Here is a 14,201-nt window from a genome sequence, read left to right as displayed (position 1 = left end):
CCGCGGGCTGGGCTTGGCGGAGAGCGACTCGCCGATCGCGGGCGTGCTGCCGGAGCCCGGCAGGTCGGCCAGCGCGGCGAGCATGGGCTCCATGCCCGCCAGTTCGTCCAGTTGCTGGGCGCACCACTCGCAGCCGGCGAGGTGTGCTTCGAAAGCGGTTGCCTCGGCGTCGTCCAGGATCCCGAGGGCGTAGGCGCCGACGGTCTCGTGCTCGCTCGGCACCGAAGATCCCTGACTGGGGTTCATGGGCCCAGACATACCCGGACCACCCGGTCCGAATCCTTGCATTCCCCCGTACCCATTGCTCATCACGCCGTCACCCCCCGCTCCTCCAGTGCCAGCTTCATCGACCGCAGGGCGTAGAACACCCGGGAACGGACGGTTCCGCTCGGTATGCCCAGTGTCTCGGCCGCCTCGTTGACGGTACGCCCCTTGAAGTACGTCTCGACGAGCACCTCCCGGTGGGCCGGGGTCAGGTCGTCGAGCGCGTCCGACAGCGTCATCAGCCACAGCGCCTTGTCGATCTCGTCCTCCGCGGGGATGACCTCCAGCGGCGACGGATCGACCTCCTGCGGCCGGGCCTGCCGGCTGCGGTGGCCGTCGATGACGATGCGGCGCGCGACCGTCACCAGCCAGGGGCGTACCGAACCGGTCGCCCGATTGAGCTGACCGGCGTTCTTCCAGGCACGGATGAGCGTTTCCTGTACGACGTCCTCGGCGCGCTGCCGGTCACCGGCGACCAGTCGCAGGACATACGCCAGCAGGGGCCCCGCGTGCTCCCGGTACAGGGCACGCATCAGCTCCTCGTCGGGTTCGGAGGGCTGCGATGAGGACATGCGATGTCGGGCCCTCGCTCCACGTTCATTGGCCACGGCCGCATCCTTGCGCACGCCCACCTCCGGTGTCCGGGGGTTCCCCCAGTCGGTCGCTCGCCCACCTGTACGGACCCCGGTGCGCGAGTGTTCAAACCGGAGTGGCAGATTTCTCCGAGGTGACGTGACGAGCGGGACATGGGCACACAATCCCCCCGCATGATCTTTGCATTTCCGACACATCGCCGGAGGGGTCCGCGCTTCCCGTGTATCGGCCACCTAAAACCCGGTGTTACGGAAATCACTTCGCCTCAGGCCCGTGCCAGCGCCGCCCGCCGCCGGTGCCGGGCCACCCGCTCCCGGTTCCCGCACACCTCGCTGGAGCACCAGCGCCGGCGCCGGCCGCGGGAGGTGTCGAGGTACACGAGCGGACAGGTGTCCCCCTCGCACTCCCGTACGGCGGCCCGCGCGACGGGATCGGTGAGCAGCTCCACGGCGTCCCGGGCGACGACGGCGAGCAGCGCGGCGCAGCCGGGCGGCCCGGCCAACTCCCGTACGAGCCGGCCGTCCCGCGCGCGCACGGCGACGGGTGCGGGGGGTGCGGCCCGCGCCACCTCGTTCACCCGGGCCAGCGCCCGCCCGTACGCCGGCGTCTCCGTCCGGTGCATCCCCCGCACCAACAGTCCCACCGGTCCCCGCAGTTCCCGGAACGCGGTCAGCCAGGAGTCGTCGGCATGACCGAGCGCCGTACCGCCGGGCACCAGTCCGGCGCCCTCGATCCACGCGCACAACGCGCCGACGCCGTCGAGCCGTTCGCCCGGATGCGTGGTGGCGAGGAGGTCCAGGCACACCCGCCCGGCATCGAACCGCGGCTCGTGTGCGGAAGAGGCGCTCGCGAGTGCCATGTGCCAGTCACCGCCTAGGCAGGAACCGTGCGGGGTCTCCCCCACAGTGCCCGCGCGGACGGGACACCGGAACCCCTCGCGGCGCGCCGGTCCCCGGCCGCCGGCCGAAGGGGCCGGCGGCGCGCCTCACCGGCCGGTCGCCGGTGCGGTGAGAGCAACGTTCCCTTCCGGTCACCCGCTGCCACAGGCGTGAAACGCGTGCTCCCTACCTTCGGGCTCAGTCAGTGGATGGCGAAGCGAGCAGCCGGAGCACCGTGGAGGCGTGATGACACCCCCAGCCCCAACCCGTCGCAGTGGCCGTTGGATCGAGCACTGGGATCCGGAGGACGAGGGATTCTGGCAGGCGACCGGGGAACGGATCGCCCGCCGCAACCTGTGGTTCTCCGTGCTCTCCGAGCACATCGGGTTCTCCGTCTGGACCCTGTGGTCCGTGCTGGTGCTCTTCATGGGCCCGGAGTACGGCCTCACCCCGGCCGACAAGTTCCTGCTGACCTCGGTGGTCACGCTGGTCGGCGCGGTGGTCCGGGTGCCGTACACCTTCGCCGTGGCCGTCTTCGGCGGCCGCAACTGGACGATCATCTCGGCCAGTCTGCTGCTGGTCCCGACCGTCGCCGCGTTCGCGGTGATGGAGCCGGGGACCTCCTACTCCACCTTCCTGCTGGTGGGCCTGCTGGCCGGCATCGGCGGTGGCAACTTCGCCTCCTCCATGACCAACATCAACGCCTTCTTCCCGCTCAGGAGGAAGGGCTGGGCGCTGGGGCTGAACGCGGGCGGCGGCAACATCGGCGTGCCCGTCATCCAGTTGACCGCGCTCGCCGTCATCGGCGCGGGCGGCGGCCCGCGCGTCCTGCTCGGGATCTACATCCCGCTGGTCGTCGTCGCCGCCGTCATGGCCGCCGTGTTCATGGACAACCTGGCCTCGGTGAAGAACGACACCGGCGCGGCCAAGGACGCCGCCCGGGACGCCCACACCTGGATCATGGCCGTCCTCTACATCGGCACCTTCGGCTCCTTCATCGGCTACAGCTTCGCCTTCGGCCAGGTACTGACGAACGGCTTCGGGCGGACCCCGCTGCAGGCCGCGTACCTCACCTTCATCGGCCCGCTGCTCGGTTCCCTCGTCCGCCCCCTCGGCGGCCGGCTCGCCGACCGCTACGGCGGCGCCCGCATCACCTTGTGGAACTACGTCGGCATGGCCGCCGCCACCGCCGTCCTCGTCGTGGCCGGCATGCGCAAGTCGCTGCCGCTGTTCGTGTGCGTCTTCGTCGTCCTGTTCATGCTGAGCGGCCTCGGCAACGGCTCGACGTTCAAGATGATCCCCGGCATCTTCCAGGCCAAGGCGCTGGCCAAGGGCCTGGAGGGCGAGGCGGCCGTCGCGTACGGCCGACGCCTCTCCGGCGCCTCCATGGGCCTGATCGGCGCGGTCGGCGCGCTCGGCGGCGTCGGCATCAACCTCGCCTTCCGCCAGTCCTTCCTCTCCTACGGCTCCGGGACCGGCGCATTCCTCGCCTTCCTCGCCTACTACGGTGTCTGCTTCGTGGTGACCTGGGCCGTATACCTTCGCCGCCCGGCCGGCCAGGTCCCGGCCACGGCGGTCGCCGCACAGGAGAAGACCCAGCTCAGTTATGCCGAGGTGTGACGTAACACCGGTGACATCGAGTCGAACCGAGCCTGTCACGCATCATTGACAGGCTCGTTCGGCGTGCCGGTCAGCTAGGAGAGCCCCTATGTACGACGAAGAGCAGCAACCCGAGCACGGCCCCCTCGCCGGCTTCACCGTGGGCGTCACCGCCGCGCGCCGGGCCGAGGAACTGGGCGCCCTGCTCCAGCGGCGCGGCGCCACCGTCCTGCACGCCCCCGCGCTGCGGATCGTGCCGCTCGCGGACGACGGCGAACTGCTCGCCGCCACGAAGGAGATCATCGACCAGGTGCCGGACGTGGTCGTGGCCACCACCGCGATCGGCTTCCGCGGCTGGGTGGAGGCCGCCGACGGCTGGGGCCTGGGCGAACAGCTCCTCGGCCGGCTGGGCGGGGTACGGCTGCTGGCGCGCGGCCCGAAGGTCAAGGGCGCGATCCGCGCGGCCGGCCTCACCGAGGAGTGGTCGCCCTCCTCGGAGTCCATGGCCGAGGTCCTCGACCGGCTCCTGGAGGAGGGCGTCGACGGCACCCGTATCGCCGTACAGCTGCACGGCGAACCCCTCCCCGGCTTCGTGGAGTCGCTCCGCGTGGCCGGGGCCGAGGTGGTCCCCGTCCCGGTCTACCGCTGGATGCCCCCGGAGGACCTCGGCCCCCTCGACCGCCTCCTGGACGCGGCCGTCAGCCGCGGCCTGGACGCCCTCACCTTCACCAGCGCCCCCGCCGCCGCCTCGCTCCTGTCCCGCGCGGAGGACCGGGGCCTGCTGGACGAACTGCTGTCGGCCCTGGCCCACGACGTCCTGGCGGTCTGCGTCGGCCCCGTCACCGCGATCCCCCTCCAGGCCCGCGGGGTGGAGACGGTCCAGCCGGAACGCTTCCGCCTCGGTCCCCTGGTCCAGCTCCTGTGCCAGGAACTCCCGGCCAGGGCACGCTCCCTGCCCGTCGCCGGCCACCGGCTGGAGATCCGCGGCCACGCGGTCCTGGTCGACGGCGACCTGCGGCCCGTCCCCCCGGCCGGCATGTCCCTCCTGCGCACCCTGGCCCGCCGCCCCGGCTGGGTGGTGGCCCGCGCCGACCTGCTGCGCGCACTGCCGGGCACGGGCCGCGACGAACACGCCGTCGAGACGGCCATGGCCCGCCTCCGCACGGCCCTCGGCGCACCGAAGCTGATCCAGACGGTGGTGAAGCGGGGCTACCGCCTGGCCCTGGACCCGGCGGCGGACGCGAAGTACGCGGACGCGTGAACCGGAGCCGGGCCGCTGCCCGCCAAGATCCCGCCCGCTGACAAGGCTCTGGATCTCCTCAAGTCGTGTGGGGAGTGCGGCCCGCAGCGGGAAGCATGATCCACATGAAGGGATTCACGGGATTCACCAAGCGGCAGGACGTCGTGCTCGTCATCCGCGACTCCGACCTCGTCGCGGCGGCGCTGCGCGACGCGTTGGACGCGGCCCCGGAGGAGGAACGCGCGGGGCTGGAGCGGGCGGCGGCGGTCGTCGGGGAGACCGCCGGCGCCAGTGAGGGACGGCTGCGGGCCGACTGGGTCCGCACCCGGCTGGCCGACGTCGGCTTCACCGGCGAGGTCGCCTCCATCTCCGCCCTCAAGGCGCTGCGGCAGGCCGAGCCGCAGCTCAGTCTGCTGGCCGCGGTGCAGTTGCAGAAGGAAGCGGTGACCCATCCCGCGTAGCGGCCGGCGGTGCCGTCACCCCGCCCGTGCGGCGGAGTTTCTGCCAGCGCAGACGGCCGCCGGTGAGGGCGGTGATCCAGGACTGGAGCAGCACGACGTACATGAGCTGGCGGTAGAGGAGCTGCTGGAGGGGGAGCGCGAGGAGCGGGACGAAACGCTCGCGGTCGAGGTGGAAGGCGTAGGCCGCGCAGGCCGCCTGGACGGCCAGGACGGCGCACCAGGCCGCGATCGTCTCCGCGGTCGGGCCGAAGACCAGGCCGTAGACGAGGAACAGGTCGGTCAGGGGGGCCAGGAGCGGGGCGACGACCGTGAAGAGGGAGACCAGGGGCAGGCCGACGCGGCCGAAACGGCCCGACGGACCCCGCTCGACCAGGGCGCGCCGGTGCTTCCAGATGGCCTGCATGGTGCCGTACGACCAGCGGTAGCGCTGGGACCACAGCTGCTGGACCGTCTCCGGCGCCTCCGTCCACGCCCGGGCCTTCTCCGCGTACACCACGCGCCAGCCGTCGCGGTGCAGGGCCATGGTGACGTCGGTGTCCTCGGCGAGGGTGTCCTCGCTCATGCCGCCGACGCGCTCCAGGGCCGAGCGGCGGAACGCCCCGACCGCGCCGGGGATCGTCGGCATGCAGCGCAGGACGTCGTACATCCGCCGGTCCAGGTTGAACCCCATCACGTACTCGATGTGCTGCCAGGCGCCGATGAGCCGGTGCTTGTTGCCGACCTTGGCGTTGCCGGCGACGGCGCCCACGCGCGGGTCGGCGAAAGGCTGGACGAGTTCACGGACGGTGGCCGGTTCGAAGACGGTGTCGCCGTCCATCATCACGACCAGGTCGTGCCGGGCCTCGGCCAGGCCCCGGTTGAGCGCGGCCGGCTTGCCCGCGTTGGCCTGGCGGATCACGCGGACCTCGGGCAGGCCGAGCGCCTCGACGATGTCCGCGGTGCCGTCCCCGGAACCGTCGTCGACGACGAGGATCTCGACGGGGTGCTCGCCGCGGGTCAGTGAGCGGACGGTGTTCTCGATGCACTTGGCCTCGTTGTACGCCGGTACCAGCACGGACACCGGCTCGGTGACCGGTCCGTCGCCCCAGCGGAAACCGGGGCGCCGGGTGCGGCGGGCGTGCGCGCCGGACAGCAGCAGCATCAGGGCGAACCGGGCGAGGACGAGGACGCCGACGACGGCCAGGCCGACGACGAGGACCGTGGTGATGTCGTCGGACACCCCCACCAGGAAGACCCAGGCCCTGCCCTTCCACAGGTCGAGGCCCGTGACCGGGGTGTCCGCGCTCGGTGCGCGCAGAGCGCCGGTGAGGGTCTGGAAGGTGTAGCCCTGCCGCTGGAGCCGGGGCAGCAGCCGGTCCAGCGCCTGGACGGTCTGGTGCCGGTCGCCGCCCGAGTCGTGCATCAGGACGACCGCGCCCCGGCCACCGTGCGGGGTGGCGTTGCGGATGATCCGCGCGACGCCCGGCCTGCGCCAGTCCTCGCTGTCGGTGTCGTCCACGACGGTGAGGTAGCCACGGCTGCCGATGTACCGGGCGACCGGCCAGGACCTGTTGTCGATCGCGTCGGCGGAGGAGGAGTACGGCGGCCGGAACAGCGAGCTGCGGATGCCGGCCGCTCCGGCGAGCGCCAGCTGGTTCTGGGACAGCTCCCAGTCGACGCGCCGCGTGGAGTGGTACGACAGGTCGGGGTGGTCGAAGGTGTGCAGGCCGACCTCGTGGCCCTCGGCGATCATCCGCCGGACCAGCTCCGGGTGGCGGGAGGTCATGGTGCCGGTGACGAAGAAGACCGCGTGCGCGTGGTGCTTCCTCAGCACGTCCAGCACCTTCGGGGTCCAGGCCGGGTCGGGGCCGTCGTCGAAGGTGAGGACGATGCGGTGGGCGGGGATGCGCAGGCTGCTGCTGCGGCCGTGCCGGGTGTCGACGACCGGGCCGCCGTCCAGGATCCGCCGCGGCACCTCGTCGTTCGCCGCGGCGGGCCGGACGCGGTGGTCGGCGAGGATCTCGTTGTGCACGTAACCGCGCAGCATCAGCATCGCCAGGGTCGCGCCCAGGACCAGGAGGGGCAGCAGGTAGCGCAGCGGCAGCCGGGTACGGCGCCGGGGGTGTGAAGCCATCTGGGGGTGGTCCGCCTGGTCAGAGGGAGAGCTTGGGGTGCGGGTGCCGGGTGCGGCCCGGCGGGATGTGGGTGCGGCCCGGCGGGGCCGGCGTGGGCGGCGCAGCGGTCGCGGTGCCCGAGGCCGACGGTGCCGGGGTCTCACCGGCGGAGGGCGCGGCCGGGGACGGGGACGCCGGGGTGCCGGGCGCGGAGGCGGTGCCGGCCGAGGGCTCGGCGGAGGCGGAGACGCCGGCCGCCGTGTCGGCGGGCGCTCCGCTGCCCGGTACGGCGGTGCCGGGCACCACGGTGCCCACGGCCGGCCCGGTCACCGCGCCGGTGCCGGGCGGGGCCGCGGTCGGGGTCGAGGAGGCGCTGGGCAGCGGGGAGGTCTCCACCTTGCCGGCCGGCCTGTCCTGGCGCTGGCCCGGCACCGGCAGCCAGGGCGCGGCGGAGTTCCCGGACAGCAGGGTGGCGACGATGACGGCGGCGTACCCGGCGCAGACGACGGCCACGGCCTGCCCGAGCCGGCGGAAACGGCGGCTGCGCCGGCCCGACTCGTCCACGAACACCGGCCCCTCGGAGCCCCGCGCGCCCTCCAGCTGGACGGTCACGTCGTCCGGCCGGGAGACGGGGTCGGGAACGGCCATGGACTCGGACGCCTGAGGGGCCCCGGCGGCCCGAGCAACCTCCGCAACGTCAGCCGGCTCGCCCGACTCCGCAGACCCGGCTACCACCATGGGCTCGCCCGACTCCGCATCCACGGCGGACTCGACGGGCTCCATGTGCTCAGGGGACTCCACGGAACCGGCGGCCTCGGCGGGCTCGGCGGACTCGGCGGACTCGGCGGACTCGGCGGACTCGGCGGACTCGGCGGACAGCGCATCCTCGGCGGACCCGACAGACTCCGCGGACCCCGCGGGCAGCGCATCCACGGCCGACCCGACGGGCTCCATGTGCTCAGGGGACTCGGAACCGGCGGCCTCGGCGGGCTCGGCGGACACCCCATCCTCGGCGGACCCGACAGGGGCGGACTCGGCGGACAGCCCATCCTCGGCGGACCCGACAGGGGCGGACTCGGCGGACAGCCCATCCTCGGCGGGCTCAACACACTCCGCAGAACCGGCGGACAGACCATCCACGGCGGACTCGACAGACTCCACGGACCCCGCGGACAGCCCATCCACAGCCGACCCGGCAGACTCCGCAAGCCCTGCGGGCTCCGCGGGCCTGGCCTGCTGCGCGGGCTCGTCCGACGCGGCAGGCTCCACAGGCACGGCCGACCGGGCGGGCTCGGCCGGCCCGGCCGGTCCCGCCGACGCCACACCCGCGGCGGACCTCGCGGACAGTGCAGTCCCCTCCGGCCCCGCGGGTTCCGCTGCGACCGTCGTCGCGTCCGGATTCATTCGTTCGTCGCCCTCGTCCATCGGCTCGCCGCGCCCGGCGGACGCCGTTGTCCGGGCGTCCGGTTGGGCGTCTTCCGGCCAGTTCTTCACGCGCGTAGATCCCCCCACGGGACGGCTCCGGGCGCGCTCACGATCCCACTACCACCTGTGCCCGGGGCCATGAATGTAGCGCACGTGCAGGAGTGGCCCGAGCGGGGTCGTCGGGGGCGGACGAACGGATCGTCCGGCACGCCCCGGTTCATCACCTCCGCGTCCATGTCCGGAATCCATCCGTCGGCAGGCCGTCGCAGCCACCCCTCGTCCCGAGCGATCTCGGCCACCGCCGCCCGCAGGGCGGTCAGTCCGGGATGCACCAGCCCCTTGCGCCACACCAGGGAGACGGGCGACAGCGGGACGGGGCCGACGAGGGGGCGCCGCACCGTGCCGGGCAGGGGCGGGAAGTCCACGACGGCCAGGACCGGCGTCCGGGTCTTCGCCATGATGCGGCCGAACTCCTCGTCCCCGACGGCCAGCGGGAGGGGCGGGGCGAGCCGGACGGCCCGGTCCGCGAACAGCCGCTGGGCCAGGTCGGTCCACTCCCGGGTGCGCGGGTTGCCGGCCCCGGCGTACACCGTCTCGCCGGCGAGCGCGGACAGCGGCACCTGGTCCCGCCCGGCCAGCGGATGGTCCTCGGGCAGGACGACGGCCATCGGCTCGTACCGCACCGGCTGCTGTTCCAGGCCGGAGCGGAGCGCCGGGTCGAGGCCGGCGAACCGGCCGAAGGAGACGTCGAGGCGGCCGGCGAGCAGTTCGGCGGCGGCACCGGTGAGGCCGCTCTCGTAGCGGGCCATCAGTTCGCAGTCGGGGGCGAGTTCGCGGGCCCGGTGCAGGACCCGGCGGCCAGTGACCAGACCGGCCGTGTTGAGGTCGACCAGCAGCGGACGCGCCTGGCCGGCGGCGAACGCGCCCAGCAGGTCGTCCTGGGCGGCGAGGACGCGGCGGGCGTGGGGCAGCAGGCGCTCGCCGTCGGGGGTCAGCGTGACCTGCCGGGTGGTCCGCACGAACAGCTCGGCACCCAACTCCCGCTCCAGTCGCCGCACGTCCCGGCTGAGCGCCTGCTGGGCGACGTACAGGCGGGCCGCGGCCCGGGTGAAGTGCAGTTCCTCCGCGACGGCGACGAAGGCGCGCAGCAGGCGGGGGTCTATGTGGACGGGAGCGGGCATGGCGGCGAACCTACAACGCCGGTGCGTGAATCGGCACGCGGAAGGTGTTGGACCCGGCGATCCGCTCCGGGTGACCGTGGAGCCGTGCCGCTACAGACCACCGAAGACGTCCCGATGTCCGGCGAGACTCCGCGTTCCCACGGATACCGCCGCCTGTTCGCCCTCCCCGGCGCCCGCGCCTTCACCGCCGGCAACCTGCTCGCCCGGCTGCCCATGGGCATGTTCGGCGTGAGCGCGGTGGTGATGATCGCCGGTTCCCGCGGCTCGTACGCGCTCGCCGGCGCCGTCTCGGCGACCGGGCTCGCGGCGACCGGGGTGGCCGGGCCCTGGCTCGCCCGGCTGGTGGACCGGCACGGGCAGGCCCGTGTCGCACTGCCGGCCACGCTCGTCGCCGTGCTGGGCAGTCTCGCGCTGCTGCTGTGCGTCCGCTACGACGCCCCCGACTGGACCCTGTTCGCCGCCTACGCCGGCACCGCCGCCACCCCCAACATCGGCGGCCTGTCCCGTGCCCGCTGGGCCCACCTGCTGCGCGGCGAACCCGGCGCGCTGCACACCGCGAACGCGTTCGAGCAGGCCGCGGACGAGCTGTGCTTCATGCTGGGGCCCGTGCTGGCGTCCTTCCTGACGGGCACGTTCTTCCCGGAGGCGGGCACGCTGACGGCGGCGGTTCTGCTGCTCGCCGGGATGCTGTTGTTCTGCGCCCAGCGGGCGACCGAGCCACCGCCGGCGGTGCGTTCGCCGGCGCCCTCACCGCTGCGCAGCCCGGGCATCCCGCCCCTGTTGGCGTGCTTCGTCGCGACCGGCGCGGTGTTCGGCTCGATGGAGGTCGTCACGATCGCGTACGCCGACGGGCAGGGGCATCGCGCGGCGGCCGGTGCCGTGCTCGCGCTGCAGGCGGCGGGTTCGTGCGCGGCGGGGCTGGCGTTCGGCGCGCTGCGGCCGGTGAGGGTGCGGCTGGGGCACTGCCTGGCGGGGATGGCCGTACTGATGACGCTGCCCTGGTCGGCCGCGGGCCTCACCGGTTCGCTCTGGGCGCTGGCGGCCGCGCTGCTGGCGGCGGGCATGGCGACCGCGCCGACGATGGTCACGGCGATGACGCTGGTGCAGCGGCACACTCCGGTCGGCCGCCTCAACGAGGGGATGAGCCTGATGGTGACGGGCCTGCTCACGGGCGTCGCGTGCGGCTCGGCGGCGGGCGGGTGGGCGGCGGAGCACCTCTCCGCCACGACCGGGTACGCCGTACCGCCCGCGGCCGCCGGTCTGGCGTTGCTGATCCACGCCGGCGGGCGGCGACGGCGGTGAGGAAAGGCGAAGGCCCCGTCACGGGAAAGTGACGGGGCCTTCGCCCACATGGGGTCGGCCCCCGGAGGGGCCTCGTGGAGATGGCGGGAATCGAACCCGCGTCCAACGGTGCGGAATCAGGGCTTCTCCGTGTGCAGTCCGCTGCGATTTTCTCGGCCCCGGAGATCACGCGGACAAGTCTCCGACGGGCTCAGTCACTGTCTGATTTCCCTCTATACCCCGTGACCGGGTCTAGAGGTTTAGTTCCCTAGCTGATGCCAGGATCCGGGTCGGGAACAGCCCCGGGCTGACACTTCGCGAGTCGCTACTTAGGCAGCGAGGGCGAAGGAATCGCGCTTGGTGTTGGCGATTATTTTTTGCGACATATGGTTTACGAGATCATTGCCGCTTCCTCGACACGCTTCCCCTGCTTCGACAGCCGCTGTCGAAACCGATCATCCCCATGTTGATTTTTCAAGACCTCCGCTGGGAAGGTCACGCACCCTCTGTGGAGTGCGGTGCCATCGTACGTGACCAACGCCCGACGATGCCAGCCTATTCCCGGCGGCCGGCCGAGCTAGACGGCGCGCTGCCTGCGCTTCGCCGCGGCGATCGCCCGGTCCGACTCCCGCCGGTCCTGCTTCTCCCGCAGCGTCTGCCGCTTGTCGAACTCCTTCTTGCCCCGTGCCAGGGCGATCTCGGCCTTCGCCCGGCCGTCCTTGAAGTAGATGGCGAGGGGCACGATCGTGTGTCCCGTCTCCTGGGACTTCGACTCCAGCTTGTCGATCTCCTCGCGGTGCAGGAGCAGCTTGCGCTTGCGGCGCGCGGAGTGGTTGGTCCAGCTGCCCTGGTGGTACTCGGGGATGTGGGCGTTGTGGAGCCACGCCTCACCCCGGTCGATCTGGACGAAGCCGTCGGTCAGCGAGGTCCGTCCCTCCCGCAGCGACTTGACCTCCGTGCCCATGAGCACGAGCCCGGCCTCGAAGGTGTCGATGATCGCGTAGTCGTGCCGGGCCTTCTTGTTCTGGGCGACGATCTTGCGCTTGCCGCCCTTCTCGCCGTCCCTGGCCTTGGCGGCCCCGCCGCCCTGCTTGGGCTGGGACTCCTTCGGTACGTACATTCCCTTGCTCATAGTGCCGCCCATTTTCGCACCACGCAGGGGGTGTGCGTACAGCCGATTACGCGCGCCCGCGCGGCACGGTCACGACGGGTCGCCCAGGCCGGCGAGGACCTTCCCGGCCCGCTCCAGGGCGTGCGCGCCCGCCTCCAGGTCGGGGGTGATCCCACGGCCGTCGACCGTGTGCCCGGACGGGGTGCGGTAGTGGCCGACGGTCAGCTCGGCCACCGAGCCGTCAGGCAGCTTCGTGGGCATCTGCACGGAGCCCTTGCCGAAGGTGCGCGAGCCGATCACCACCGCGCGGCCCCGGTCCTGGAGCGCGCCGGTGAGCAGCTCGGCCGCGCTCATGGTGCCGCCGTCGACGAGGACGACCAGGGGCCGGGTGGTGTCGCCGCCCGGCGCGGCGTGCAGGGCGCGCTGGGCGCCGTCGACGTCGTAGGTGGCGACCAGGCCGCCGTCCAGGAACGCGGAGGCGGTGGCGACGGCCTCGGTGACCAGGCCGCCGGAGTTGCCGCGCAGGTCCAGGACGGTCCGGCCGTCGGGCGGTGTGGTGCGCAGGGCCTCGCGGACCGCGCCGGCGGACCCCTTGGTGAAGGCGGCGATCTTGAGGACGGTGACCCCGTCGGGCAGCCGGCGCACGGTCACGGAGTCGGTGGACAGCCGGGCCCGGTGCAGTTTCTCGGTCCACGCGCGCGTGCCGCGCTCCAGGCCGAGGGTGACCGTCGTACCGGCCGGGGCGTCCTCGGCGTCGCCGCGGAGTAAGGCGACCACCTCGGTGACCGGCCGCCCGTCGGCCTCGTCGCCGTCGACGCTGCGCAGCCGGTCGCCGGTGCGGATCCCGGCGTCGGCGGCGGGCGAGCCGGGCTGCACCCGGGTCACGACGATCCGGCCGTCCGCCTCCTGCCGCGCCCACAGGCCGACACCGGTGTAGCGGCCGTCGAGGGCGTCCTGGAACTCCTCGTACTCGCCCTCGGAGTAGACCGCGGCCCAGCGGTCCCCGCTGCGGCTGACGGCTCGTTCGGCGGCCTCCATGGGGGACTTGCCGTCGGCCATCGCCTCGGCGGCGGCCTTCTCGACGGCCCTGTGCCGGGCCGCCGTACCCGCCGGGCCGACGGCGGTGCGGCGCGCGGGGCCGTCGGACTCGGGGAAGGACCCGGTGGCGGCGCCGGCGACCAGGACGCCGGCGAAGACCAATGTCAGGGCGGCCCCACGGCGAATGCGGCGGGGCTGACAGAACAGGTCACGGCCTGACATGGCGGCGAGTCTAGGGCAACGCGGAGGGGCCGTACGGCCGGAAGCCCGTACGGCCCCCTTGGCATGCGTCACACCTTCAGGTACTTGCGCAGCGCGAAGAACGCGGCGAGCGACGGCATCAGCACACTGGTGGCGAGGATCAGGGGCAGCTTGGTCAACACCGCGTCCCAGCCGACGAAGTTGATGAGCGTCAGCTTGTGGGACAGCTCCATGCCGTGGTCGATGGTGAAGTACCGGCCGACGACGAGGGCGACGCAGGCGAGTCCGCCGCCGATGAGTCCGGCGACCGCGGCCTCGGCGATGAACGGCGCCTGGATGTAGAAGCCCGAGGCACCGACCAGGCGCATGATGCCGGTTTCGCGCCGTCGGCTGAACGCCGAGACGCGCACGGTGTTGACGATCAGCAGGAGGGCGACGATCAGCATCATCGCCATCACACCGAGTGCGCCCCGGTTCATCAGGTTCAGCAGCTGGAAGAGGTTGTCCAGGATGCCCTTCTGGTCCTGCACCGACTGCACGCCGTCGCGCCCGTTGAACGCGGACGCGATCACCTGGTACTTCTGCGGGTCCTTGAGCTTGATCCGGTACGACTCCTGCATCTGGTCCGGCGTCAGCGAGCCGGCCAGCGGGGAGTTGCCGAACTGCTCCTTGTAGTGCTTGTACGCCTCGTCCTGCGACTCGTACGTCACCTTCTCGACGACCGGCATCTTGCCCAGGTCCGTGCGGATCTGCTTCTTCTGGTCCTCGGTGACCGCGCCCTTGGCGCAGTGCACGTCGTTCTCCGCGTCGTGCTTGTTGCACAGGAAGATCGAGA

Annotated in this window: 13 protein-coding genes and 1 other RNA gene; 4 read left to right on the top strand and 10 right to left on the bottom strand. The window is 72.7% G+C overall.

Translation table 11 applies throughout. The features are described 5' to 3' along the window. The 3 genes from IE312_RS40570 to IE312_RS17595 all read right to left on the bottom strand — a co-directional run. The coding region (locus IE312_RS40570; protein ID WP_370467565.1) for an anti-sigma factor family protein at window positions 1-288 on the bottom strand (288 nt) is incomplete at its 3' end. Between the two features lie 20 nt (window positions 289-308). Continuing rightward, the gene (locus IE312_RS17600; RefSeq protein WP_030348495.1) at window positions 309-896 is read right to left on the bottom strand and encodes a sigma-70 family RNA polymerase sigma factor; all 588 of its coding nucleotides are present in this window, start codon (window positions 894-896) and stop codon (window positions 309-311) included. A 227-nt stretch (window positions 897-1,123) separates the two neighbouring features. Beyond that, window positions 1,124-1,717, bottom strand: coding sequence for a CGNR zinc finger domain-containing protein (locus IE312_RS17595; RefSeq protein WP_189982849.1), 594 nt, complete (start codon window positions 1,715-1,717; stop codon window positions 1,124-1,126). 265 nt (window positions 1,718-1,982) lie between these two features. Between IE312_RS17595 and IE312_RS17590 the strand changes: the two genes are divergently transcribed. The 3 genes from IE312_RS17590 (at window position 1,983) to IE312_RS17580 (ending at window position 5,036) form a co-directional block, all read left to right on the top strand. Then, window positions 1,983-3,356 (top strand): nitrate/nitrite transporter, encoded by a 1,374-nt coding sequence (locus IE312_RS17590; RefSeq protein ID WP_189982847.1) that lies wholly within the window; start codon window positions 1,983-1,985, stop codon window positions 3,354-3,356. An 88-nt stretch (window positions 3,357-3,444) separates the two neighbouring features. Beyond that, window positions 3,445-4,596 carry a uroporphyrinogen-III synthase gene (locus IE312_RS17585; RefSeq protein ID WP_189982845.1) on the top strand — a complete coding sequence of 384 codons (1,152 nt, stop codon included), beginning with the start codon at window positions 3,445-3,447 and terminating at the stop codon, window positions 4,594-4,596. Window positions 4,597-4,700: 104 nt separating this feature from the next. Continuing rightward, window positions 4,701-5,036, top strand: coding sequence for a hypothetical protein (locus tag IE312_RS17580; protein ID WP_189982843.1), 336 nt, complete (start codon window positions 4,701-4,703; stop codon window positions 5,034-5,036). On the opposite strand, the gene IE312_RS17575 is transcribed toward IE312_RS17580, so the two are convergent. The 3 genes from IE312_RS17575 to IE312_RS17565 all read right to left on the bottom strand — a co-directional run bounded on the left by IE312_RS17575 (window position 4,981) and on the right by IE312_RS17565 (window position 9,735). Next, on the bottom strand, window positions 4,981-7,149 hold the full coding sequence (locus tag IE312_RS17575) for a bifunctional polysaccharide deacetylase/glycosyltransferase family 2 protein (RefSeq protein WP_189982841.1): 2,169 nt from the start codon (window positions 7,147-7,149) through the stop codon (window positions 4,981-4,983). The genes IE312_RS17580 and IE312_RS17575 overlap by 56 nt on opposite strands. A 19-nt stretch (window positions 7,150-7,168) precedes the next feature. Beyond that, a complete protein-coding gene (locus tag IE312_RS40565) occupies window positions 7,169-8,131 on the bottom strand; it encodes a hypothetical protein (protein ID WP_229900063.1) in 963 nt (320 codons plus the stop codon). A gap of 488 nt (window positions 8,132-8,619) precedes the next feature. Then, window positions 8,620-9,735: a LysR family transcriptional regulator gene (locus IE312_RS17565; RefSeq protein WP_306419761.1), complete on the bottom strand. Its 1,116-nt coding sequence runs from the start codon at window positions 9,733-9,735 to the stop codon at window positions 8,620-8,622. A 114-nt stretch (window positions 9,736-9,849) separates the two neighbouring features. Here IE312_RS17565 and IE312_RS17560 point away from each other — a divergent pair, with 114 nt between their 5' ends. After that, a complete protein-coding gene (locus IE312_RS17560; protein WP_229900055.1) occupies window positions 9,850-11,037 on the top strand; it encodes an MFS transporter in 1,188 nt (395 codons plus the stop codon). A gap of 72 nt (window positions 11,038-11,109) precedes the next feature. Here the strand turns inward: IE312_RS17560 and ssrA are convergent. From ssrA to ftsX, 4 genes are all read right to left on the bottom strand, one after another. Beyond that, window positions 11,110-11,479: a transfer-messenger RNA gene (ssrA, locus tag IE312_RS17555) on the bottom strand. Between the two features lie 114 nt (window positions 11,480-11,593). After that, window positions 11,594-12,136, bottom strand: coding sequence for an SsrA-binding protein SmpB (gene smpB / locus IE312_RS17550; protein WP_189983159.1), 543 nt, complete (start codon window positions 12,134-12,136; stop codon window positions 11,594-11,596). Between the two features lie 81 nt (window positions 12,137-12,217). After that, complete coding sequence (locus tag IE312_RS17545) at window positions 12,218-13,387, bottom strand: S41 family peptidase (RefSeq protein ID WP_189982839.1); 1,170 nt, start codon at window positions 13,385-13,387, stop codon at window positions 12,218-12,220. Between the two features lie 68 nt (window positions 13,388-13,455). Then, on the bottom strand, window positions 13,456-14,201 hold a 746-nt coding region (gene ftsX / locus IE312_RS17540), incomplete at its 5' end, for a permease-like cell division protein FtsX (protein WP_229899980.1).

The organism is Streptomyces capoamus (assembly GCF_014654935.1).
Lineage (GTDB): Bacteria > Actinomycetota > Actinomycetes > Streptomycetales > Streptomycetaceae > Streptomyces > Streptomyces capoamus.
Note: the sequence above shows the minus strand (reverse complement) of the source record. Positions and strands in the feature narration are given on the sequence as shown.